The 22,188-nt window shown below is 70.0% G+C and carries 21 protein-coding genes and 1 pseudogene; 5 read left to right on the top strand and 17 right to left on the bottom strand.

Going from position 1 to position 22,188, the window contains the following annotated elements:
* Nucleotides 1–2,324: 2,324 nt before the first annotated feature.
* The 8 genes from VSH64_RS39420 to VSH64_RS39385 all read right to left on the bottom strand — a co-directional run bounded on the left by VSH64_RS39420 (nt 2,325) and on the right by VSH64_RS39385 (nt 11,298).
* Nucleotides 2,325–3,293, bottom strand: a complete 969-nt coding sequence (locus tag VSH64_RS39420; protein ID WP_326567836.1) for a glutamate ABC transporter substrate-binding protein — start codon at nt 3,291–3,293, stop codon at nt 2,325–2,327.
* Between the two features lie 697 nt (nt 3,294–3,990).
* Nucleotides 3,991–5,403, bottom strand: coding sequence for a hypothetical protein (locus tag VSH64_RS39415; RefSeq protein WP_326567835.1), 1,413 nt, complete (start codon nt 5,401–5,403; stop codon nt 3,991–3,993).
* A gap of 95 nt (nt 5,404–5,498) precedes the next feature.
* Nucleotides 5,499–5,861, bottom strand: a complete 363-nt coding sequence (locus tag VSH64_RS39410; RefSeq protein ID WP_326567834.1) for a DUF397 domain-containing protein — start codon at nt 5,859–5,861, stop codon at nt 5,499–5,501.
* Entirely contained in the window at nt 5,858–6,718 is an 861-nt protein-coding gene (locus VSH64_RS39405; RefSeq protein ID WP_326567833.1) for a helix-turn-helix domain-containing protein, read from the bottom strand. Before VSH64_RS39405 ends, VSH64_RS39410 begins: the two co-directional genes overlap by 4 nt.
* Nucleotides 6,719–6,837: 119 nt before the next feature.
* Nucleotides 6,838–8,061, bottom strand: coding sequence for a helix-turn-helix domain-containing protein (locus VSH64_RS39400; protein WP_326567832.1), 1,224 nt, complete (start codon nt 8,059–8,061; stop codon nt 6,838–6,840).
* A gap of 218 nt (nt 8,062–8,279) precedes the next feature.
* On the bottom strand, nt 8,280–9,293 hold the full coding sequence (locus VSH64_RS39395; RefSeq protein ID WP_326567831.1) for an alpha-ketoacid dehydrogenase subunit beta: 1,014 nt from the start codon (nt 9,291–9,293) through the stop codon (nt 8,280–8,282).
* 14 nt (nt 9,294–9,307) lie between these two features.
* Nucleotides 9,308–10,264 (bottom strand): thiamine pyrophosphate-dependent dehydrogenase E1 component subunit alpha, encoded by a 957-nt coding sequence (locus tag VSH64_RS39390; RefSeq protein ID WP_326567830.1) that lies wholly within the window; start codon nt 10,262–10,264, stop codon nt 9,308–9,310.
* The gene (locus tag VSH64_RS39385) at nt 10,261–11,298 is read right to left on the bottom strand and encodes an ATP-NAD kinase family protein (protein WP_326567829.1); all 1,038 of its coding nucleotides are present in this window, start codon (nt 11,296–11,298) and stop codon (nt 10,261–10,263) included. The genes VSH64_RS39390 and VSH64_RS39385 overlap by 4 nt, the downstream gene beginning before the upstream one ends.
* A 437-nt stretch (nt 11,299–11,735) precedes the next feature.
* Between VSH64_RS39385 and VSH64_RS39380 the strand changes: the two genes are divergently transcribed.
* Nucleotides 11,736–12,032 carry a hypothetical protein gene (locus VSH64_RS39380; RefSeq protein ID WP_326567828.1) on the top strand — a complete coding sequence of 99 codons (297 nt, stop codon included), beginning with the start codon at nt 11,736–11,738 and terminating at the stop codon, nt 12,030–12,032.
* 109 nt (nt 12,033–12,141) lie between these two features.
* On the opposite strand, the pseudogene VSH64_RS39375 reads toward VSH64_RS39380, so the two are convergent.
* The 4 genes and pseudogenes from VSH64_RS39375 to VSH64_RS39360 form a co-directional block, all read right to left on the bottom strand.
* A pseudogene (locus VSH64_RS39375) lies at nt 12,142–12,345 on the bottom strand (heavy-metal-associated domain-containing protein); the annotation flags it as partial.
* 216 nt (nt 12,346–12,561) lie between these two features.
* On the bottom strand, nt 12,562–12,765 hold the full coding sequence (locus VSH64_RS39370; RefSeq protein WP_013222289.1) for a cold-shock protein: 204 nt from the start codon (nt 12,763–12,765) through the stop codon (nt 12,562–12,564).
* A 228-nt stretch (nt 12,766–12,993) separates the two neighbouring features.
* Complete coding sequence (locus VSH64_RS39365; protein WP_326567827.1) at nt 12,994–13,239, bottom strand: hypothetical protein; 246 nt, start codon at nt 13,237–13,239, stop codon at nt 12,994–12,996.
* A 284-nt stretch (nt 13,240–13,523) separates the two neighbouring features.
* Nucleotides 13,524–15,185 carry a thiamine pyrophosphate-binding protein gene (locus VSH64_RS39360; protein ID WP_326838156.1) on the bottom strand — a complete coding sequence of 554 codons (1,662 nt, stop codon included), beginning with the start codon at nt 15,183–15,185 and terminating at the stop codon, nt 13,524–13,526.
* Between the two features lie 117 nt (nt 15,186–15,302).
* Here VSH64_RS39360 and VSH64_RS39355 point away from each other — a divergent pair, with 117 nt between their 5' ends.
* The 4 genes from VSH64_RS39355 (at nt 15,303) to VSH64_RS39340 (ending at nt 19,155) form a co-directional block, all read left to right on the top strand.
* Complete coding sequence (locus tag VSH64_RS39355; protein ID WP_326838155.1) at nt 15,303–16,583, top strand: hydroxyacid-oxoacid transhydrogenase; 1,281 nt, start codon at nt 15,303–15,305, stop codon at nt 16,581–16,583.
* Complete coding sequence (locus VSH64_RS39350) at nt 16,577–16,984, top strand: acyl-CoA thioesterase (protein ID WP_326567826.1); 408 nt, start codon at nt 16,577–16,579, stop codon at nt 16,982–16,984. Before VSH64_RS39355 ends, VSH64_RS39350 begins: the two co-directional genes overlap by 7 nt.
* Before the next feature lie 89 nt (nt 16,985–17,073).
* Nucleotides 17,074–17,694, top strand: a complete 621-nt coding sequence (locus VSH64_RS39345) for a cysteine hydrolase family protein (protein WP_326567825.1) — start codon at nt 17,074–17,076, stop codon at nt 17,692–17,694.
* A gap of 246 nt (nt 17,695–17,940) precedes the next feature.
* Nucleotides 17,941–19,155, top strand: coding sequence for a cytochrome P450 (locus VSH64_RS39340; RefSeq protein ID WP_326567824.1), 1,215 nt, complete (start codon nt 17,941–17,943; stop codon nt 19,153–19,155).
* A gap of 40 nt (nt 19,156–19,195) precedes the next feature.
* Here the strand turns inward: VSH64_RS39340 and VSH64_RS39335 are convergent, their stop codons facing one another.
* The 5 genes from VSH64_RS39335 to VSH64_RS39315 are packed head-to-tail and all read right to left on the bottom strand — an operon-like array spanning nt 19,196 to nt 22,173.
* A complete protein-coding gene (locus tag VSH64_RS39335) occupies nt 19,196–19,567 on the bottom strand; it encodes an iron chaperone (protein ID WP_326567823.1) in 372 nt (123 codons plus the stop codon).
* 6 nt (nt 19,568–19,573) lie between these two features.
* Entirely contained in the window at nt 19,574–20,824 is a 1,251-nt protein-coding gene (locus VSH64_RS39330) for a cytochrome P450 (protein WP_326567822.1), read from the bottom strand.
* Nucleotides 20,821–21,351: a GTP-binding protein gene (locus VSH64_RS39325; RefSeq protein WP_326838154.1), complete on the bottom strand. Its 531-nt coding sequence runs from the start codon at nt 21,349–21,351 to the stop codon at nt 20,821–20,823. The genes VSH64_RS39330 and VSH64_RS39325 overlap by 4 nt, the downstream gene beginning before the upstream one ends.
* A 52-nt stretch (nt 21,352–21,403) precedes the next feature.
* Nucleotides 21,404–21,763 carry a DUF742 domain-containing protein gene (locus VSH64_RS39320; RefSeq protein WP_326567821.1) on the bottom strand — a complete coding sequence of 120 codons (360 nt, stop codon included), beginning with the start codon at nt 21,761–21,763 and terminating at the stop codon, nt 21,404–21,406.
* On the bottom strand, nt 21,760–22,173 hold the full coding sequence (locus tag VSH64_RS39315; RefSeq protein ID WP_326567820.1) for a roadblock/LC7 domain-containing protein: 414 nt from the start codon (nt 22,171–22,173) through the stop codon (nt 21,760–21,762). The genes VSH64_RS39320 and VSH64_RS39315 overlap by 4 nt, the downstream gene beginning before the upstream one ends.
* Nucleotides 22,174–22,188 lie beyond the last annotated feature (15 nt).

Genomic DNA, 22,188 nt, shown 5'->3' with positions numbered 1-22,188 from the left:
GGGGGGCGGGTGGGGTCTTGGTCGCCGGTGCCGTTGGGCTGGTTTTGCTGCGACGGGTCGGCGGGTTGGCCGGCGTCGGTGGCGTGGGTGGTTGATGCGGGCGGCTGGGGGGTCTGTTGAGCCGAGGTCGAGGGGCGGCTGGATTCGTTGCCGCGTTCGGGAGTCTGTTGGGCGGATGTCGAGGGGCGGCCGGGTTCGTTGCCGCGTTCGGGAGCCTGCTGGGCGGACGTCGAGGAGCGGCCGGGCTCGTTGCCGCGCTCGGGAGCCTGCTGGGCGGACGTCGAGGAGCGGCCGGGCTCGTTGCCGCGTTCGGGAGTCTGCTGGGCGGACGTCGAGGGGCGGCCGGGTTCGCTGCCGCGCTCGGGGGCCTGCGGTGCCGAGGTCGCGGGCTGGCCGGGGGTGGTCTGGGCCGGGCCGGTCGGCTGGGGTTGCTTCCAGGGGATGGAGCCGGTGCCCGGGTTCGTGGCGGGTTCGGCTGCGCGTCCGGGCTGGGAGGGCGTGCCGGGCTCGGCGACGCGGTTGGGCTGCTCAGGTCCGGGGCGGCCGGGGGCGTAGGGCTGGCCCTGGGTGCCGGGGTGGGGCTGGCCTTGCGTGCCGGGGTGGTGTTGGCGGCCCGTGTGGGAGGGGGGCGGGTAGCCGGGACCCTGCTGCGGGTACGGGCGGGACTGCGACTGCGGGGACTGCGGGTGCGGTGGGTAGGTCTGGTTCTGCGACGGCTGCCCGTAGGGAGGTTGGGGGTAGCCGGGGTTCTGTTGTCCGGCGCCGGGCTGTCCCGGGCTCATGGCGCCGGGTTGTCCGGGCGCGCCTTGCGGCTGGCCGGGACCCTGCTGCCCGCCGGGGCCGGCGTACTGCCCCGGGTACTGCGGCGCCGCGGGGCGGTAGACCGGCGTGTTGATCACGGTGGGTGACTCGGGATCCGGCCGCGCGCCCGGGTCGAGCCGCCCGGACACCGACGGCTCGGGCGTGTCCCAGCGCACCGGCGGCGGCGGAGTCCACGAAGGCGTCTCGGCGCCCGCGTTCTCGTCCGGCGCGGCGTGCCGAGGACGGCGCGGCTCCTCCGACACAACAACCTCCCGAGATCCCCGCGGAAAAACTCCCTCGGTGATCCTAGTCGGGCATCGCGGTGCGGGGGTCCGGACGCCTCAGGTCCGCTCGAAGGGACCTGTCGTGTGTCGGCGTTCGGTGGCTCGAACCGGTGGTGGAGCTGGGGTCGCGGCGCGAAGGGACCGGTCGTGCGTGGATTTCGGGTGGTGGGGTCGGTCGCGCGTGCCGTCGGGGTGGGGTGGGGTCGTATCGAGCACTGAGTGCGAACGGTCCCCTCGTGCGGGTGGGCTTGCACGAGTGGACCGCTCGCGCACGGATTTGATGCGACCGGTCCGGTTGCGTGCGCTGCCGCGGCAGGGCAAGTCGCGCGATTCGCCTGGAGCGAACGGTCATGTCCAGCAGCGCGCGGCGCGAAAGGTCCCCTCGCGCGGGTAGATCGGCGCGAACGGTCCCCTCGCGCAGACGGGCCGGCTCGACCGGACCGCTCGCGCACGGATTCGACGCAATCGGTCCCCTCACACCGACGGCATAGCCTGAACGATCTCCAGCGCTGGCAGGTCGGCACGGCTGGATCGCTCGCGCAATGGGCTTGGCGCGACCGGCCCGCTCGCGCGGGCTGTCGCGTCGAGGCAAGTTGCGCAACTCGCCTAAAGCGACCGGCCACGTCCAGCAGCGCGCGGCGCGAACGGTCCCCTCGCACCGCCAGGCGCGGCACGAACGGTCATGTCGTGTGGCCGGGCCCGGCGCGAACGGTCATGTCGCGCCGACGGCTTGGCCTGAGCGGTCCTCTCGCGTGGGCGGACTGGCACGACTGGACCGCTCGCGCACGCTGCCGCGGCAAGGCAAGTTGCGCGACTCGCTTGGAGTGAACGGTCCCCTCGCGCAGGTAGATCGGCGCGAAGGACCGCTTGTGCGAGCCGCCCGGTGCGAGGGGGCCATTCGCGAAGGCAGCCTCGACACGAGAGACGCCCTCGAACAGGTGACCTCAGCGCGAACGGTCCCCTCACACAGGTCGGCCAGCGCGAAAGGACCGGTCGTGCGAGCGGTCTCGAACGAGAGGCTCCCTCGTGCAGGCTGCGCATGGCGCGAAAGGTCCCCTCGCGCCGGTCGGCCGGCGCGAAAGGACCGTTCGCCGCCGAGAGGCCGCCTGGCGGAGGCGGCGCATGGCACGAACGGTCCCCGCGCGCAGCCGCGCCGGAGCGAAAGGCCCGGTCCGACAGCCGCGCCGGAGCGAAAGGGCCGCTCGCCCCCTCAAGGCACGGGCGTTCGCCGGCGCCGAGTTACTTGTACTTCGGCGAAGGCGGCGAGGCCGGTCCCAGGCGGGCGCCGACCCATTTTTGGTAGCTGGCCGCCCAGGTGCCGTTGGAGCGGGTGGTTTCGAGGACCGAGTTGACGTAGCGGACGAGGTCCGGTTGATCCTTCGGGATGCCGATGCCGTAGTTCTCCGTGGTCATCGGTGTGCCGGCGACCTTGACGGTGGGGTCTTGGGCGGCCATGCCGGCGAGGATGGTGTCGTCGGTGGAGACGGCGTCGACTTGGTGTTGTTGGAGCATGATGAGGCAGTCGGACCAGTTGTCGACCGAGACGGCGGTGGGGTGGGCCGGGTCGGTGGCGATCTTGGCGAGCGAGGTGGACTGTTTGGTGGCGCAGACGCGCTTGCCCTTGAGGTCGGAGAGGGACTCGGCGTTCGAGGTCTTCGGCACGAGGATCTTCTGGCCGGCGACGTAGTAGACCGACGAGAAAGCCACGTCCTTCAAGCGCGCGCACGTGATCGAGTACGTGCGCACCACGATGTCGACCTGGTGGTCCTTCAGCACCTGCTCGCGTTGCGACGAGGGGATCGCCCGGAACTGCACGTGGCCCTCGGCGGAGCCGAAGATCGCGGCGGCGATCTGGTTGACCACGTCGATGTCGAAGCCCTCGAGGTTGCCCGTCTTCGGGTTGCGGAAACCGAACAGGTACGTGGTCTGGTCGACGCCCGCGATCAGCTTCCCGCGCGCCTTGATCTTCGCGACGGACGGCGAGCTCGCCGAAGCGCCCGCCGGGGAGAGGCTCGCGGTCGGGTCGCAGCTGGAGTCGGAGGAGCCGCCGGCGGAGGCGTCGGGGCCGCCGACGTCGGCGGGCATCGGCCAGGCCGCGTCACTCACCGGGGCCGGATTGACCGGCTGGAGAGCCGGACCGCACGCGGAGGCCAGAATCGCGACCACCGCCAGCGCGGCCGCCCGGAACAAGTGACGCGACCGAATCACCGGTACTCCCTCAATCTCCGCCGCACAACGACACGCACGCTCGATCTCCACCCCGCGCAACCAGCGGCCTCACGCCCGCCCGTCAGCTCGAACCGGGACGAACGGAAAGCGGCTCTCGCGACTACCGGAACTCCCCCGATCTCCGCTGCACGACGACGACCACGCCCACTGGTCAGCCCGAACTCGGACGAGAGGAAAGCGGCGCCCGGAGCCACCGAAACTTCCCCAGCCTCCGCCACACGACTGCGAGCGCACCCGCCCGTCAGCCACACCAGGTGCTCAGCAGCTCGCGGAGCCACCGGAACTCCCGCGGCCGCCACACGACCACGAACACGCCCGCCCGTCGGCCGCGCCAAGGACGACGCCGCGCTCGGGGTCACTGGTACTCCAGCAGCCGCACGACCACGAGCACACCTGCCCGACAGCCACACCGAGGACGACGCGGCGCTCGGGGCCACCGGTCCGCCCGCAGCCGCTGCAGGACGACGAACACGCCCGCCCGACAGCCCGGCCAAGGACGAAGCGGTGTTCGGAGCCACCGGCATTCCGCCAGCCGCACGGCGACGAGCAGGCCCGCCTGCCAGAACGGCCAAGGGCGAAGCGGCACGCGGTGCCACCAGAACTCCCCCAGCCACACGACCAGGAGTACACCCGTCCGGCAGTGCGGAGCGGGGCGAACACCAAGCGGCTCTCGGGGTCACCGGTATTCCCGCAGGCGCTCGCGGACGCCGATGGTGGCGCCGCCCGCGGCGAGGATGGCGAGGACGGCCAGGCCGGGGGCCAGGGCGGTCAGGGCGTGTTCGCCGGATTGGGTGTCGTCGAGGAATTCTTGGCGGCAGACGTCGATGGCGTCCTGGAGGTTGGCGTCGAGGCGGGCGAAGGCGGCGGCCGCGGAGCCCTGGCTGACGCTGGTGGCGAAGTCCACGGCCTGCTGGTACTGGCCGCTGTCGTCGAGTTTGCGCACTTCCAGGTGGGCCAGCGACCACTCGCGGGCGGCTACCTCGGCGGCCTCGATCTTCTGCTGGCCGGGCGTGCCCTTCGCGAGGTCGCGGGCCTGGCCCAGGAGGCCGCCTTGGCCGTCGGCGCCCACGAGTTGTTCGGCGAGTTTGATGAACTGCTGTTCGTAGGTGGCGCCGTCGCCGCGGGCGACCAGGGTGAGGGTCTCGTCGGCGCGGGCCTGCAGGGCGGCGATGCGGGCGCGGGCGAGCACGTCGACCTGCGAGGTGCCGTCGGTCTTGCCGGCGCCGACCAGGCTGCCCTGCACCACGAGCGCCACCGCGCCCCACAGCATCGACACCACCACGCACGCCGTGGCCACCAGCAGCCCGATGTTCACGACCCGGTTGGTCTTGCGCGTGAGGTACACCTGCGTCACGACCAGCGCCGCCGCCAAAGCCAGCAGCAAAGCGACGGCCGCCCACGGGAACCCGGTGCTGTCGTCCTGCTCGTCGGACAGCTTCTGGGTGTCCGCTTTGTACAGCGCCTCCGCGGCGGGCAGGATCGTGGTCCGCATCAGCTGCGACGCCTCGCGCAAGTACGAAGCCCCCGAAGGAAACCCCTGCCGGTTGTTCGCGCGCGCCGTCTCGACGATCCCCGTGTACACCGGGATCTTCTGGTTCAGGATGTCCACCTGGTGAGCGGCGTCACCCACATCGGCGGTGTCCGAAGCGGCCTTCGCCAGCGCCGAACCCGCCTCGGCGATGTCCTGCTCGTACTTCTTGCGCAGCTCGGGCGGCTCGGTGCCCACCGACAGGAACGTGGTCGCGGCCGTCGCGTCCGCGTCGGACAGCGAACGGAACACCTGCTGAGCCGACGACGCCAACGGCTCCCGGTAGTTGATCAGTCCCTCGATGGTGTCGTCTTTGTTCTGCACGGACAGCGTGGCCACGAGCCCCGCCACCAGCGACAGCAACACCAGCCCCACGGCGATCACCGAAAGCCGGCCCGGCGTGGTCGCGGCCGATCTCACGATCGCGCGCACCGCCTGGCCCGGCAGCTCCAGCAGGCCCGCGATGCCGCTGCGGCCTTCCGGTTCCTCAGGCGGGGGCGCGGAAGCACCCGTGCCGCCAGTGCCCGCAGACGTTTCCGGCCGCGTCACCGTGCTGGTCATCCCCGATCCTCCCCGTACGCCACCCGCAGAAGGTAGCCGGTCGCGGAGAGCCGGGCGAACCTCACCCGGAAGGTGTCACCAGCACGTGATCTCGATCAGCGCTCCGCCGCAGTGGCCGCCGAGGTGAGAAACGCGGTCCAGGCTTCAGCCGAAACGGTGAGGTGACCCGCACCACGGTCCTTCGTGTCCCGCACGCCGATCTCGACCGACGGAGTCGCGGTCACCTCAACACAGTTCGCCTCGGTGGTGCTGTACGAGCTCTTGTTCCAGCCACCCACCTCGACGCAGTTGGCCTCGGTGCTACTGAACGAACTCTTGTTCCACGCGCCCACCTCGACACAGTTCGCCTCGGATGTGCTGTATGTAGACTTCTGCCAAGCGCCGACCTCGACACAGTTGGCCTGGTCGGTGCTGAAAGAACTCTTGCGCCAAACGGGCTGAAGCTCAGGGGTCATCATGGTGATTGCTCCTCTGGTGTCGGCACGCCGATGGTATCGGCAATCAGCCGCGAGGAGTCCTCTGGCGACATGGCAATGGCACGAAGCTCACGCCATGCAAGACGCACACTGCCGACCAAGTCCGGCTCTTCGAGGAAGCTGCTTGTGCCTCGACTCTCCACGTAAGCGAGAGCTGGCTCATCGACGAACTCAAGCACCACAAACGGTCCAGTCAGCCCAGGATGCGGAGTCGCAGCGAACGGAACAACCTGGATCGTCACGTTGGAGCGGCGACTCAACCGCAAGAGATGTTCCAGCTGTGCAGCCATGATCTCGGGGCCGCCGACCGATCGCCGCAACACCATCTCTTCGACGAGGAGATGTACTGCGGGTGCATTTCGGCGACTCACGATCACCTGGCGAGATGCGCGCGCAGCAAGCAACCGCTCAACCTCGTGCTCGGACAGCTGGGAGTTGACTCCATGGATCAGAGCTCGCGAGTACTCAGGAATCTGCGCCAACCCAGGCACCACCATCGTCTCGAAGTTCGAGATCACCGAGGCGGTCTCCTCGAAGCGAATGAGGTCCTTCCAGTTTGGCGGCAGCGGACCGTTCGTCTCGTGCCAGTTGCGCTGTTCCCCTTCGCGTAGCAGGGTCAGCAGCTCCTGGCGTTTGTCCGATGGCGCGTGCAGGAAGCCGAGGATGGCGGACACGTCGTCGACGTAGAGCCCACGATCGCCGGTCTCCATGCGGCTGATCTTGCTCTCCGAGAAGCCGAGGCCCTCGGAAACCTGTCGGCACGTGAGGTTCGCCTTGATCCGCAAGGCCCGCAGCTCGGCGGAGACCCGGCGCTGCCGCACCGAAGTTCGCTTGGTCATGGTGCACACCATCGCCGCTTGCCACGCGGGCAAGAAAGATCACTCACACCAATGGTGGTTGCGCGTACGCGGGGCAACCCGCGCGTGCCGGCGCTTCGCACACCAAAATTAACCCATAATCACCCGGCGATGGCGGACCCGTGCACCACCACTTCCAGGTTGTCCGCGAAGCGATATGGCCGCCCGACGATGATCCCGCCGACGATCCGCCGCAGCCGCGAAACCTCGGCGCGGACGGTGACCGTGCGCGTCGCGTCGCCGAACAAGACTGCCGCGAGTTGTGAGGCGCTGCAGCCGTTGCGGTGGGCCGCGAGGGCGGACAGCAGCTGTGCGTGACGAGGAGAGACGCGATGCGTCCATTCGCCGGCGGCGCCGTACACGACGAGCACGGGTTCGCCGGGCACGCGCAGGTCGAGCGACACGCGCGTGGGCGGTGCGGTTTCGCGGTCGACCAAGCGGATGAGCCAGCCGCCGGGCAGTGGTTCCACCACGCAGTGGCCGTGCGCGGGCAACCAGAGCGGGCCGGGTGCCACGGACGCGGGCAACGGCAGCCGGCCGGTGGACGCGAGGCCGGTGGCGGCCGCGATCCAGCCGTGCGGGTCGGTCACCAGCGCGCGCCCGGTTACCTTGGCCAGCAAGGGAAGTGCGAGGCCACGCAGGCGTTCGAGGTCCGTGAGGTGGCTGGTGCGCAGCTGCGATTCGGCGAGGCGGCCGACGGCGTCGACCAAGGCCAGCGTGGTGGCGTGCACCGTGGAGGCGGGGCCGGAGAGGTCGACGACGCCGAGCAGGCGGCCGTCGCGAGGGTCGTGCAGCGGCGCGGCGGCGCAGGTCCAGTCGTGCTGGGCGCGCACGTAGTGCTCGGCCGAGTAGACCTGCACGGGCCGGCGGGCCACGAGCGCGGTGCCGATAGCGTTGGTGCCGACGGCGCCCTCCTGCCAGTCGGCGCCCTCCACGAACCCGAGCCGGTCGGCGCGGCGGCCGACCGCGCTGGAGCCGTCGCGCCAGAGCACGTGACCGGCGGCGTCGACGATCACCATGATGTGCGCGGCCTGCTCGGCCAGGCTGAGCAAACCACCGCGCAGCACCGGCAGCAGTGGGTCCAGACCACTCTCGCGACGGCGTGCCTCTAGCTGGGCGGCGTCGAGGACCGGCGAGGACGGGCCGCGATCGGGGTCGAGGCCGAGGCGGCGCACCCGGGACCACGATTCGCTGATCACCGAGCGTGGCTCGTTCGGCAGAACTTCGCCGGTCACGGCGGCTTCGTGCACCCGGGCGAGAGCGCGCGCGTGCTGCCGGGGATCGACCCCGGCGGGCAACGCTGCCTCGAGGTGCTGCTCGCCCACCCACCGCTCCTAGTCCGCTGACCACCGGCCGTCGGCGCCAGTGTGCCCGGGGACGGGTGTGATCGGAAGTGTCGGTGACTTCACCGACAGACTCGATCACCGCGGTAACGACCTCGCCACCAGCTGGAGCGTGCTCGAGGTGCCCGCGGCGGCAAGCCTCTTCGAGCCAGCGATGCTTGAGCCGCCTGACCTGCGGTTTCACCACTGGACGACGGTGGTCAGCGCGTCCAGTCGACCGCGGCCTTCGCCGCGTTGACCACCTGCTGCGGGCCGGGCAGGTAGAGGTCTTCGAGCGCGTCGGAGAAGGGCACGGGCGTGTGCGGCGGCGTGACCATCTCGATCGGCGCCCGCAGCGCCCCGAACGCTTCGCGAGCGACGAGCGCGGAGACGTCCGTGGCGAGGTTGCAGCGCGGGGAAGCCTCGTCGACGACCACGAGCCGGCCGGTGTTCTCCACGCTTGCCAGGATCGTCGCGGTGTCGAGCGGGCTGGTGGTGCGCGGGTCGATCACCTCGGCCTCCACGCCGCTCGCGGACAGCTCACGCGCGGCTTCCTCCGCCACGCCGACCATGCGGCCGAAGGCGACGATGGTCACGTCGCCACCTTCGCGCACGATATTGGCTTCACCAAAGGGAATCGCATAACTCTCTTCGGGAACTTCGCCGGACACGTCGTAGAGAGCCTTGTGCTCGCAGAAGATCACCGGGTCGTCGTCGCGAATGGACTGGACGAGCAGGCCCTTGGCCTCGTACGGGCTCGACGGAACCACGACCTTGAGGCCCGGGATGTGCGTGAAAATCGGGTACAGGCACGGAGAATGCTGCGCCGCGGCCCGCCGGCCGGCGCCGTAGCCCGTGCGGATGACCATCGGCGTGCGCGCGTCGCCGCCGAACAGGTAGCGGAATTTGGCTGCCTGGTTGAAGATCTGGTCGAAGCAGGTGCCCAAGGAGTCGAGGAACGTCAGCTCGGCCACGGGCCGCTGCCCGGCCGTCGCGGCACCGATGGCCGCGCCGATCAAGGCCGATTCGGAGATCGGCGAGTCGAGCACGCGGCCCGGGAAGCGGTGGTGAAGCCCTGGGGTGACGCCGAAACCGCCGTGCTCGATGCCGTCGGTGCCGTCGTCGCGGCCGCTCCCCGCGGTGTCGCCGCCCAGCACGATCACCGACTCGTCACGCTGCATCTCCTGCGCGAGAGCCTCGCTCACCGCTTCGCGGTAGCTGATCGTGCGTGCCATGAGTCGCGTTCCCTTCAGTACGAGACGTAGACGTCGGTCTCCAGGTCGGCCCGGGTGGGTTTGGGTGCGGCTCGGGCTTCGGCGACGGCTTCGTCGACCAACGCGGCGACTTCGGCGTCGACCTGGTCGAGGCTCGCCGCGGAAAGCTCGCCGTTTTCGACCACGCGCTCGCGGAAGCGCTTGAGGCAGTCGAGGTGTTCGCGGGCGTAGGCGACGTCGGCGGCCCGGTAGCCCTGCTGGGTGCCCTCGAAGTGGCCGAAGTAGCGCGTGAACTTCACTTCGAGCAGCGTGGGGCCGCCGCCGTCGCGAGCGCGTTCGATGGCTTCGCCGGCGGCTTCGGTCACGGCGAAGAAGTCGTAGCCGTCCACGATCACGCTGGGCACGCCGAGCCCGGCGGCGCGGTCGGCGATGGTGTCCGAGGCCACGGACCAGGTGCTCGACGTGGCTTCGGCGTCGGCGTTGTTCTCGGCGACGAACAGCGCCGGCAGGTTCCAAGCCGAGGCGAGGTCGAGGGCTTCGAGGGTGATGCCCTGGTTGCCGGCGCCGTCACCGAAGAAGGCAACGCCGACACCGCCGGTGCCACGCTGCTTCGCGGCCAGCGCGGTGCCGCAGATCAACGGCGGGCCGCCGCCGAGCACACCGTTGGCGCCGAGCATGCCTTTCGCCAGGTCGGCGATGTGCATCGAGCCGCCCTTGCCGTGGCACGATCCCGTGGTGCGGCCGTAGATCTCGGCCATCACGGCCTTGGGGTCGACCCCTTTGGCGATGCCGTGGCCGTGGCCGCGGTGGGTGCCGGCGATGGTGTCGCGGCCGTCGAGGTGCCGGCAGACGCCGGCGGCCGAGGCCTCTTCGCCGGCGTAGAGGTGGACGAAACCGGGGATGTCGCCGGCGGCGAACTCCGCGTGCACGCGCTCTTCGAACACCCGGATCGTGCGCATCGTGCGATAGGCCGCGAGCAGAGTGCCCGTCATCTCCGCCGCTCTTTCTTCAGTTCGTCCGCGGGCGCGCTGCGCAACAACCCCCGCCGGGCCGCTTCGGCCATCGCCGCGCGCACGTCGACGCACCACGGCCCATCGGACCGAAGCTCCACGTACGCGCTCTCCCCCGGCTTGAGCTCCAGCTCGCGCTCACCGTCCACGGCGATCACGCCACCGCCGGCCGCGAGGTCCACGCGCATGCCCTGCTGCAGCACGCCCCAGCCGCGCACGCCGACGGCCTTGACCAGGCCGGGCGCGATCGGCGCGTGGACCACGTGCGGGGTCACACCGACCGGACCGAGCTTGAGGGCCACGCCGTCGGCGCTGGAGCGCGGGCTCGGACAGAGCTGGCCCGCGATGCTGGAGAGGCCGATGCCGTCGGGCTCGGCGAAGGTGCAGTAGAGCTCGGTGAGCGAGGCCGGATCCCACAGCGCCTTCGCGCCGACGTGCTTGCTCAAGGTCACGGCCACGTCCACCAGGGCGATCTCGCGCCGCGCCTTGGTGACGACTTCGAGCTTGCTCACGCGGTGGGTGACGAGATCCGGGTCGATCCGGCCGCTCGCGATCAGGCCGGCGGCGAGCCCGGCCACGGTGGCCTCGCGCATCTGCGGGAAGGCATTGTTCGTGCCGGTGGACAGCGCGAGCAGCGGCACCTCGCCGCACGCCTTCGCGGCGACCCTGGCGGTGCCGTCGCCCCCAAGGCACACGATCACGCCGGCACCCGCGTCGACCATGCGGCGCACGGCGTTGATCGTGTCCTGCGCGGTGCCCGTGAGCGGGTCTTTGTCGCAGAACTCGACACCTGGAAGCGGATCCCCGCCGAGCTGCCGGTGCACGGCCGCCGAAATGCCGCCGAGGTCGGTGGAAACGAGCGTTCTCTCGACGCCCGCGGCAGCGAAAGCGGCCAGCACGCGCTGGACCATGTTGGCCTTCTCGGCCGTCGGGAACACGGACGCCTGCGCCACCAACCGCCGGATGTCCCGCCCCGACGCCGGGTTGGCGACGATGCCCGCCACACCTGGGCCCACCACAGTTCTCCTTGTTCCGCTTTGTGCCGGTTCAGCAGACCGTGTGATGCCGGATAGGGGAAGGGTTGCGGAGGGTTGCAGGTCGATTGCTCACCCGGACGGCCCAGTGTTCGGGTCACCGTAACGAGTGAGGGAAGGGGTACACCGCGCGGCACGACGCGCGCTGATCCGGTGAAGAGACCCGGCGAACGGGTTGATCAGGTCAGACCGGCTGGAAATCCCTTCCGGAAAGCGGTGAGCGCGAAGATCGGCCTGGTCGGTGCTCGCCACGGTGTGGCCGGCGACCTTGCCGACGAGGGAGCTCGCGGGGATCGACGGCCTGTCCGGCGGCCGGCTCACGCTCGGGGCCGGGATCCGGCCCGACGATTTCGTGGTCGACGGACTCGGCCCGCGGCCTCGGCAAGCGGATCGACCGCGACCTGGAGATCTGCAGGTCGGTGTGGACGGGTCAGCCGGTCGGTGGCGGCGCCGACCCGGGCGTGCCCGCCGGTACGCGCGAGGTGCCGATGCCCTTCGGCGGCGGCGACCCCGACCTGGGCCGGGCGAACGTGCGCGGCTACTACGCCGGCAACGGCGGCTTCACCGAACTCGTGGTGTCCGGTGTGGCCGGTACCGCCGAGGCGGCGCGCGCGGTCGTGGCCTCGCTCGCCGATCTCGGCGTGAGCGAACTCATCTTCAACCCGGGCACCGACGACGTCGACGACGTCAAGCGGCTCGCGGACGCGGTGCTCTGAGGCGCTAGACCAGCGCGGCAGTGTCTTTGAGTACGGCGGGGTCTTTGAGTACGTCGGGGTCGTTGAGCGCGGCAGTGTCGTTGGCGGTGCCACTTTCGCTGGTGAAGCCGCCCTCGTAGGTGTAGCCGGCTTCTTCGACGGCGGCGCGGACGTCGGCCTCGGCGAGCTCCTGCTCGCTGCGCACGACGACGCGGCCACTTTCGACGTCGACCTCGACGCCGGTGACACCCGCCAGCTCGGTGAGCTCTTCCGTGACCGACTGAGCACAGTGGCCGCAGGACATTCCGGAGACGGTGTAGCCGTTCTCGATCATGGCGCGCAGCCTACGAGGTCCACGTCGGACACGAACGGGTGATGGCCGGTGCCCGACTAGGCCCGGAAGCCCTTGTCCGGCAACGGAAACCAGATCGTGGGACGGCTCGGTCGAAGCAGGCACAAACCAGTCCGAACCAGCTTCAGCGCGCCTGGGAGCACACGAAAAAGGCCGCCACCCGTAGCGCGGGTGGCGGCCTCTTTACGAAGGTCTAGGTCAGATGACGGTGACCGACGTGGCCTGCGGGCCCTTCTGGCCCTGGCCGATCTCGAACTCCACGCGAGCGTTCTCTTCGAGGCTCTTGAAGCCGTTACCCTGGATCTCGCTGTAGTGAACGAAGACGTCGCCGCCACCGTTGTCGGGGGTGATGAAGCCGAACCCCTTCTCGGAGTTGAACCACTTCACAGTGCCCTGAGTCATTAAATATCTCCATACATAACACCAAAAAACAAGAAGCCACATCGGCATCCCGAGTCTTACCCGGGCGGTTTGCTTCCTCGGCGAGGAGACACTACGCCCGCTGAAATCTGCGAGCGTGACTCACAAAATTCGAGACCATCGAAAGTAAAGCACAGCTTGCGGCAACGGGACAACCCGACTCACCCGGTCTCACCCGGACCGGCGGACGTGATCCGGGCCCGGAGCGAGTTATTCCCCGCTCGCCGGACGCAGCTCGCCCCCGAACGGCGAACGCCAGCCGGCGTCCTGGTCTCCGACCACCACAGCCACGTCGTGGGCCTCCGCGACGGCGCTGAACAGCACCGGCACGACACCCGAGGTCTCGCGGACCCGCTCCGTCGCCGTGCGCGCCCCAGCGGCTCGCGCGGCAGCCGTACGCGCCGAAGCAGTACGGGCTGACGAACCACGCGAAACCGTGTTCTTTTCGTCGGCCATGCCGAAACTCCCCTCGTTCCCACCCGCCTTGGGCGGGCGATGCCCTGATGTTGTCACCCGGCACCGACAGAAAACGGCCGTTCCCGTCCGGACCAGACCACTGAAATCGGAAGGCGCCCACACACTGCCGGATCCCCGACGGATCCCGTGTGCTCGGCGTTACCCCTGTGACTGCCGGATCCCGGTTCTCCCGCGAACCCTTGGGAACACCGCCAGGCTACCGGAGCCACCCCCCTGCGGCCACTGAACTTTCCCGGCGTTTCTCGTTGCGAGCCGGAGGAAAATCACTGCCCGGGTGATTGCGGGCGAACCGCGCTCAACAGAGTACTCAGCCGGACGTCGGGCGTTACGACATCCGGGTCGGTCCTCACATCGATCACACACGGACGTTGGCGCACCAGGGCACTCGCGACGATCGCTTCGAGTTCTTCGCGATCGTCCACCGTGTACCCCGCGGCGCCGAGCCCACGCGCCCACGACGCGAAGTCCGTGAGCGGGATCGTGACACCCGAGAGCCGGCCGTGGGTACGAGCCTGGTGCATGGCCAATGCCCCGTGGACGCCGTTCTGAAACACGACCACCATCACCGGGGCCCGGTAGCGCACGGCGGTCTCGATCTCCTGGCCCGTCATGAGCGTGCCGGCGTCGCCGACCATCGCGACCACCGCGCGGCGCGGTTCGGCCAGCTTGGCGGCGATGGCGGCGGGCACGGCGTAGCCCATGGCCGCGTTGCTGGGACCGAGCTGGCTGCGGGGCGCGGTGAAGCACCAGTAGCGGTGCATGAACTGCGCGAAGTTGCCCGCGTCACTGGTCACGATCGTGTCCTCGGGCGCGAGCTTGCGCAGGGCGCGGATCACGTCGACCGGGTGCACGCGCGTGTTGCCACTGGTGTCCGGCGGCGTCATGAAGGTGTGCACGGCCGCGTTGGCGGCCGAAGCGCGGCGCGTGCGCGGCGTGGCGATCGAGCGCAGCTCCCGCAGGAACGGCTCGACCTCGGAGTCGACGCGGAAGGTGAGGCCGCGGCGGCGCTGCTCGTCGATGCCGGTGCCCACCAGCACGAGCGTCTGCTGTGACGTCGGATACCGGTAACCCTGGGTGGTCACCTCGTCGAGCTGGGTGCCGAGCGCGAGCACGAGGTCGGCGCGTTCGAGCGCGTCGAGCTGGCGCGCGGGGATGCCGAGGCCGAGGTGACCGGCGTAACGCGCGTGCGTCTCGGGGAAGGCGTCCTGGCGGCGGAAGGCGTTGTACACGGGCAGGGCCAGCTCGTCGGCGACGGCGATGAGCTCGTCGCGCGCCGAGCGCGCCCGGCCGCCGACGATGACCACCGGGTAGCGGGCCTCGTCGACGAGCGCGGCGACGGCTTCGGCCGAACGGCCCAGCGTGCCCGTGATCGGCGGCCGGACCTTGGCCACCGGCTTCGCCGAGTCGTAGGGCACTCCCCACGCGTCGCTCGGCACGCCCAGCACGACCGGCCCAGGCCGGCCTTCGCGACAGCGCGTGAGCGCTTCGGCGAGCAGGCCCGGCACCGCGTCGGGGTCTTCGGCGCGTACGCACCACTTCGCGATGGACTCGAACATCGCCGTGAGGTCGGAGGTCGGCAGCTCGCCGGTGATGGTGCGGTCGAGCGCTGGCGTCTCCAGAAGGACGACCATCGGGGTCTCGTCCTGGTAGGCCGTCTGCACGCCGATGGCCAGGTTCGCCGCGCCCGGACCGCGGCTCGCGAGCAGCACGGCGGGGCGTTCGGTGAGCTTGCCCTCGGCCTCGGCCATGAACGCGGCGCCCGAATCGTGGCGGGCGGAGACGAGGGTCACTTCGCGCTCGCGCTGCAACGCGTCGAGCAGTTCGAGGAACGCTTCGCCGACGACCGCGTACACCCGGCGGACCTGGGCCTCGGTCAGGATGCGCACGGCCGTCTGGGCGACGGTCGCTCCTACTTGGTATCTAATGAGGAGAGCTTAGGGCGGCACGGTTCACCGCAGTCAAGTGATCTTCGGGGAATGACCGCGAAAATGGGACGAATGTCCGCTTTGACCGCCCGCTGGCAGGAAGCGAGGACCACCGCCTTGACGTCCACCGAGCATGAAACCGTTTTCACGTACGGCGCTCCCGCGTTGAAGTACGGCACGGGTTCCAGCGACGAGATCGGTTACGACCTCACGCAGTACGGCGTTCGCCGGGTGCTCGTGGTCACCGACCCGACCGTCGCGGAAACCGGGTGGCCGGCCCGCATCGCCGCCGGGATCGAGTCGTACGGGATCGCGACGGAGGTGTTCGACGGCGTGCACGTGGAGCCCACCGACGTGAGCATGCAGAAGGCGGTGGACTTCGCGCGCGGCAGCGGGCCGTACGACGCGTTCGTGGCGGTGGGCGGCGGGTCGAGCATCGACACGGCGAAGGCGGCGAACCTGCTGACCTCCAACGAGGGCTCGCTGATGGACTACGTGAACGCGCCGGTGGGCGGCGGGCGCGCGCCGGCGAACCCGCTGAAGCCGCTCGTGGCGGTGCCGACGACCACCGGCACCGGGTCGGAAAGCACCACGGTGTGCGTGCTCGATGTGTTGTCACTGCGCGTGAAGAGCGGGATCAGCCACCTGCGGCTGCGGCCGACGCTCGCGGTGGTGGACCCGCGGCTCACGATGACGCAGCCGGCCGGCGTCACGGCCGCGAGCGGGATGGACATCCTGTGCCACGCGGCGGAGAGCTACACGGCGAAGCCCTACACCTCGTTCGACCGGAAGAAGCCCGAGCAGCGGGTGCCGTACTGCGGGTCGAACCCGCTGGCGGACATGTTCGCGGAGAAGTCGCTGTCGCTGCTCTCATGGGCGCTGCCGGCGGCGGTGCGCGACGGCTCGGACCTGGCGGCGCGCGAGGCGATGGCGCTGGCGGCGACGTTCGCGGGCCTCGGGTTCGGCAACGCCGGCGTGCACATCCCGCACGCCAACGCGTATCCGATCGCCGGGCAGGTGCGCGACTTCCACCCCGACGGCTACCCCGGCGACGAAGCGATGGTGCCGCACGGCATGGCGGTGTCCCTGACCGCACCGGAGGCGTTCCGGTTCACCTACTCCGCGGCGCCGGACCGGCACCAGCGCGTGGCGCGGCTGCTGGCGCCGGACTTCGAGTGGAACGGCGACTTCCAGGACCACCTGCCGGCGGTGCTGGTGAACCTCATGCGGGAGATCGGGATCCCGGCGGGGATCGGGGCCGTGGGGTACGCGGAGTCCGATGTGGACTCGCTGGTGGAGGGAACGCTGAAGCAGCAACGGTTGCTGGCGACGGCGCCGCGGGCCGCCAGTTCCGATGACCTGGCCGGGATCCTGCGCTCCTCGGTGCAGCTGTGGTGAGTTACGGGTTCTGGCAGACGGTTCCGTTGCGCTGGAAGGACAACGACGTCTACGGGCACGTGAACAACGTGGTGCACTACTCCCTGATGGACACGGTGATCAACACGTACCTCATCGATTCCGGCGGGCTGGACATCGCCGCCGGGCCGGTGATCGGGCTGTGTGTCGAGTCGCAGTGCAAGTACCACGCCTCGGTGTCCTTTCCGGAGTCACTGCGGATGGGGCTTCGGGTGGCGCACCTCGGGCGTTCGAGCGTGCGGTACGAGGTGGGGATGTACGCGGCTTCGTCGGAGGAACTGGTGGCGGAGGGGAACTTCGTGCACGTGTTCGTGGACCGGGCGTCGAGGCGGCCGGTCGAGGTGGCCGGGAAGCTACGGGAGGCGCTGGCCGCGTTGGCCTGAGTTTTCACTCAGCGGAAAGCCACCTGGTCACGGCGTGGTCCGGCCGGTAGCTTCCCGGGTCCCTGGAGCGTCTCGACGAGGTGGCGACGGTGCGATTCGACGTGGACAAGCTGGACCCCGCCAAGGCCGCGGTCGTGGTGGTGGACGTGCAGAACGACTACTGCCACCCGGACGGCGCGTGCGCCCGCCGCGGTGAGGACGTGAGCGCGGCGAAGGAGATGCTGCCCCGCCTGCAGGCGCTGCTGGCCGGCGCGCGGGCGCACGGCGTGCCGGTGGTGTTCGTGCGGACGGCGCACGAGAAGGCGACGGACTCGGCGGCGCTGACCGTGCGGTCCGGCGGCCGGTCGGGTGTGGTCTGCCGGGCCGGGACGTGGGGCGCGGAGTTCTTCGAGGTGGCGCCGCTGCCGGACGAGCCCGTGGTGGCGAAGCACCGGTACAGCGGCTTCGTGAACACCCGGCTGGACTCGGTGCTGCGGACGCTGAAGGCCGAGACGCTGGTGATGGCGGGCGTGAGCACGAACGTGTGCGTCGAGTCGACGGCGCGGCACGGGTACATGCTCGACTACCACATCGCGTTCATGGGTGACTGCTGCGCGGCGTTCACCGAGGCCGAGCACGAGGCGGCGCTGGTGAACATCGACAAGTACTTCGGGTCGGTGATGAAGGCCGACGAGCTGCTGGGTGTGTGGGACACGGCGCAGTTCGGCTGAGGGACCGGTCGAGGTCTGCGGAGGTCGAGACCATTGCGGGTCGACCGCTCTCGCTGAGCGGTAATCTCGCTGACCGGAAAAACTCTAGAGAGTGACGGGCGAGCGTAGATCATCACCGCGAGCCACCGAACGGCGTTCGGTGCGTAATCCACCTGGCGGATCGAGCTGGTCCGAAGGCTTGAACTTTCGGCGCACACACAACCCTCATCGATAACCTGGCTGCTCCACCCCGAGCGAGGGAGCTCCATGACCACGGCACGTCACGCGCCGGACATCCTTTCCGCCGAATTCGCCGCCGACCCGTATTCCGCGTACGACATCATGCTCGCGGACGAGCCGATCGTCTGGCACGAAGGCATGAACAGCTACATCGTCTCCCGCTACGACGACGTCGCCAGGGCGTTCCGGGAGCCGGTGTTCACGACCGACAACTACAGCTGGCAGCTGGAACCCGCGCACGGCCGCACGATCCTGCAGATGAGCGGCCGCGAGCACTCGATCCGCCGCGCGCTGGTGGTGCCGGCGTTCCGCGGCAACGAGCTGGAGCAGAAGTTCCGGCCCGTGATCGAGCGGAACTCCCAGCAGCTCATCGACTCCTTCCGCGGCCGCGGCGAAGCCGACCTCGTGCAGGACTACGCGCGGCACTTCCCGATCAACGTGATCGTGGACATGCTCGGTCTGGACCAGACCGACCACGAGCGGTTCCAGCGCTGGTACACCGCGATCATCGGCTTCCTCGGCAACCTCAGCCAGGACCCGGACGTGGCCGCCGCCGGCGTGCGCACGCGCGAAGAGCTGGCCGAATACCTGATCCCGATCATCCGCGCCCGCCGCGACAACCTCGGCGACGACCTGCTCTCCACGCTCTGCTCGGCCGAGGTCGACGGCACGCGGATGAGCGACGAGGACATCAAGGCGTTCTGCAGCCTGCTGCTCGCCGCCGGTGGCGAGACCACCGACAAGGCGATCGCGAGCGTGTTCAAGAACCTGCTCGAACACCCCGCGCAGCTCGAGGCCGTGCAAGCCGACCACGGGCTGATCGCGAAGGCGTTCGCGGAGACGCTGCGCTACACGCCGCCGGTGCACATGATCATGCGCCAGCCCGCCGAGGACATCGAGATCGCGGGCCAGACCGTGGCCGCCGGCAGCACCGTGACCTGCCTGATCGGCGCGGCCAACCGCGACCCGCGGCGGTTCGAGCGGCCGGACGAGTTCGACATCTTCCGCACCGACCTGCCCACGGACACCGCGTTCTCCGCCGCCGCCAACCACCTGTCGTTCGCGCTGGGCCGCCACTTCTGCGTCGGCGCGCTGCTGGCGAAGACGGAGATCGAGGTCGGCGTGGCACAGCTGCTGGACGCGATGCCGAACGTGCGCCTCGCCGAGGACGCGGACACGCATGAAGCGGGGGTGTTCACGCGGGGGCCGTCGGCGTTGCCGGTGCGGTTCAGCCCGAACTGACCGGTGGCCGTCGTAGCCAACGCTGTCACACCTGGCGCGGTCACATCCAGCGCACGCCGTCGTGTTCGAACTCGCGGACGCGGTAGGCGATCATGCGGTGGAGGAGGTCCGTCGGAACCGGTGTGCCGTAAGGGAGTTTGACCGTGCCCTTGCCGGTTTCGACGGTGGTGAGCTCGGGGTCGAAGGCCTCGCGGGTGCTGGGCGTGAACGTGAAGTTCACGTGTTTCGCGTGGCCGCTGATCACGAACAGGATCGTGCCCGCCGGGTGGACCCATGCGGGGTGACCCCACTTGATGGCCACGTCCGCCTCCGGCACGGCCTCGCGGGCCAGCGCGTGGAGCTGGTCGAGCAGCTCGCGCGCCGGGCCGGCGAACTCGGCCAGGTACTCGTCGAGGGTGGTGGCCTTGGGCACCGCGCCTCAGCCCCAGCTCACCGCGTGCCCGGCCACGTACGTCGGGGTGAACGTGACGGGCAGGGACTCCAGCCCGCGCATCCACATCGACCGTTGCCACTTCAGGGCATCGTCGGGCACCGAAAGCGTGAGGTCGGGCAGGCGGTCGAGCAGCACCTCGACGGTGGTGCGGGCGATGACCTCGGCGACCTCGGGCGCGGGGTGCGGGCAGCCGTGCTCGCCGTGGCCGAACGACATGTGCGCGTGGTTGCCCACGGCGCCGCCGCTGAGGTCGGGGCGCACGTGCGGGTCGGCGTTCGCGGCGGCGAGGCCGAGCACGAGCAGGTCGCCGGTGCGGATGCGGCGGCCGCCGAGCTGCGTGTCGCGCGTGGCGAAGCGGCCGATGAAGTTCTGGGTGGGCGTGTCGTGCCAGAGGACCTCGTTGAGGGCCTCGCCGACGCTGCCGCGGCCGCCCGAGAGCGTCATCGCGAAGCGGTCGTCGGTGAGCATCAGGCGGATGGTGTTGCCGATCCAGTTGGCCGTGGGCTGCTGCGCCGCGGCCGTGACCACCAGCAGGTCCTGCACGATCTCGGCGTCGGTGAGCCCCGCGGGGTTCTGGGCCATGTGCGAAGGAACGTCGTGGCCGGGGTGCCGGTGCTTGAGCGCCAGCAGCCGGCCCATGGCCTCCTGCACGCGGCCGTACGCCGGGATCGCGTCGGGGCCCACGTCGAGGGAGATGGCGACGTCGCGGACCAGCGCCGGGGTCTCGGCCTCGGGCATGCCGTACATCTTCGCGATGGCCAGCAAGGGAATCTGCATCGCGAACTGCGTGATGAGGTCGGCCTCGCCCGTGCCGGCGAACGTGTCGATGAGCCGGTCGGCGATCGTCTCGCAGTGCGAGCGCAGGTCGAACTGGTCCACTGCGGACAGTGCGTCGCCGATCGCGCCCGCGCGGCGCCGGTGCTCCAGCGCCTCGGTGAACATCACCGACGGGTTGTGCATCACGTACGGCAGCAGCGGCCAGTCGGCCGGCACGTTCTCCCACTGGTTCCAGCGGCGCGTGTCGCGCGCGAACAGCACGGAATCGCTCGTGACCTGGTGCACCTCGCGGTAGCCGCACACCAGCCACGCGGGGATGTCACCGTCGAGCAGCACCGGGGCGACGCCGCCGTACTCCTGGCGGATGCGGCCGTAGATCGTGGCCGGATCTTCCTGGAACTGAGCGCCGTAGAGCTTGACGAAGTCCTCTGTGGACACTTCAGGCCGGTGGTCGGTCACGGCTGGTTCTCCCGGGCGGTGGACAACGAGTAGAGGTGGTCGACGAGCGAGATCAGCACCTGCTTGGACGAGTCGCGGCGCCGCGCGTCGCAGTCGATCAAGGGCACGTGGGGGGACAGGTCGAGCGCGTCGCGCACCTGGCTGAGGTCGTGGGCCGGCGGCTCGAAGTTGTTGCGCGCCACGATGAACGGCGTGCCGTGGTGCTCGAGCCGGTCGATGGCGTACCACGAGTCGGACAGGCGGCGGGTGTCCACGAGCACCACCGCGCCGAGCGTGCCGGAGAACAGCCGGTCCCAGAGGAACCAGAACCGCTCCTGCCCCGGCGCGCCGAACAAGTACAGCACCATGCGCTCGTCGAGGCTGATGCGGCCGAAGTCGAACGCGACCGTGGTGGTGGTCTTGCCCTGCGGGCCCTGGTCGATGCCGACGCCGGCCTGCGTCATCGTCTCTTCGGTGCTCAGCGGCCGGATCTCGCTCACGGACCGGACCATCGTGGTCTTGCCGACGCCGAAGCCCCCCACGATCACGATCTTCAACCCGTCGGCGGCCGTGGCGGCCAGCGGGGCGCGAGGGGTGCGTTCAGAGATTGCGGAGTCCAACGAGCACCTTCTTGAGGAATTCGGAGTCGGGGATGGACGCGCGCTGCAGCGCCGAAGAGGGGTGACGGGCCGAGACCTTGCCGCTGTCGAGCAGATCCGTGACCAGGATCTTCACCACGCTCACCGGCAGCGAGAGCTCCGAGGAGAGCTCGACGACCGACGTCGGGTGCGAGGTGATCCGCAGGATGCGCACGTGCTCGGACTGCATCCCGGCCGACGGCGCCGACTCGGCGACGATGATCGTGACGAGGTCGAGCTCGAGATCCGCCGTGCGGCTGCGCCCGCCGGTGAGCGTGTAGAGGCGGTCGGGGTCCTCTTCCTCGACAGCGCGGCGGATCATGCCGTCGGACCGGCCTGCGCGTAGCGCGGTGCCGCGGTGAGGAACGCGCCGATCTGCTCGACCAGCTCGTCCATGTTGTGGCCGATCAGGCCGACGTCGGCGTCCTCGGCGGCGATCACCGCGAGGTGCGCGCCGATGCCGGCTTCGACGATGAAGAGGATGCCGCCGTGGAACTCGGTCATCGAGTTGCGCACGCCGCCGCTGCCGTCACCGAACTCGGCGGACGCGCCGTGCGAGAGCGCCTGCACCCCGGCAGCGATCGCGGCCAGCTGGTCGGCCTTGTCCACGGTGAGGCCGGCGGTGTGGCAGAGCTTGAGGCCGTCTTTCGACAGCACCAGCGCGTGGACGGCTCCCGGCGTGTTGCCGACGAGGTTCTCCAGGAGCCATTCGAGGTTCGTGTTGTGGGTCATCGAGGATCCGGGGGC

The organism is Amycolatopsis rhabdoformis (assembly GCF_035918295.1).
Taxonomy (GTDB): domain Bacteria; phylum Actinomycetota; class Actinomycetes; order Mycobacteriales; family Pseudonocardiaceae; genus Amycolatopsis; species Amycolatopsis rhabdoformis.
Note: the sequence above shows the minus strand (reverse complement) of the source record. Positions and strands in the feature narration are given on the sequence as shown.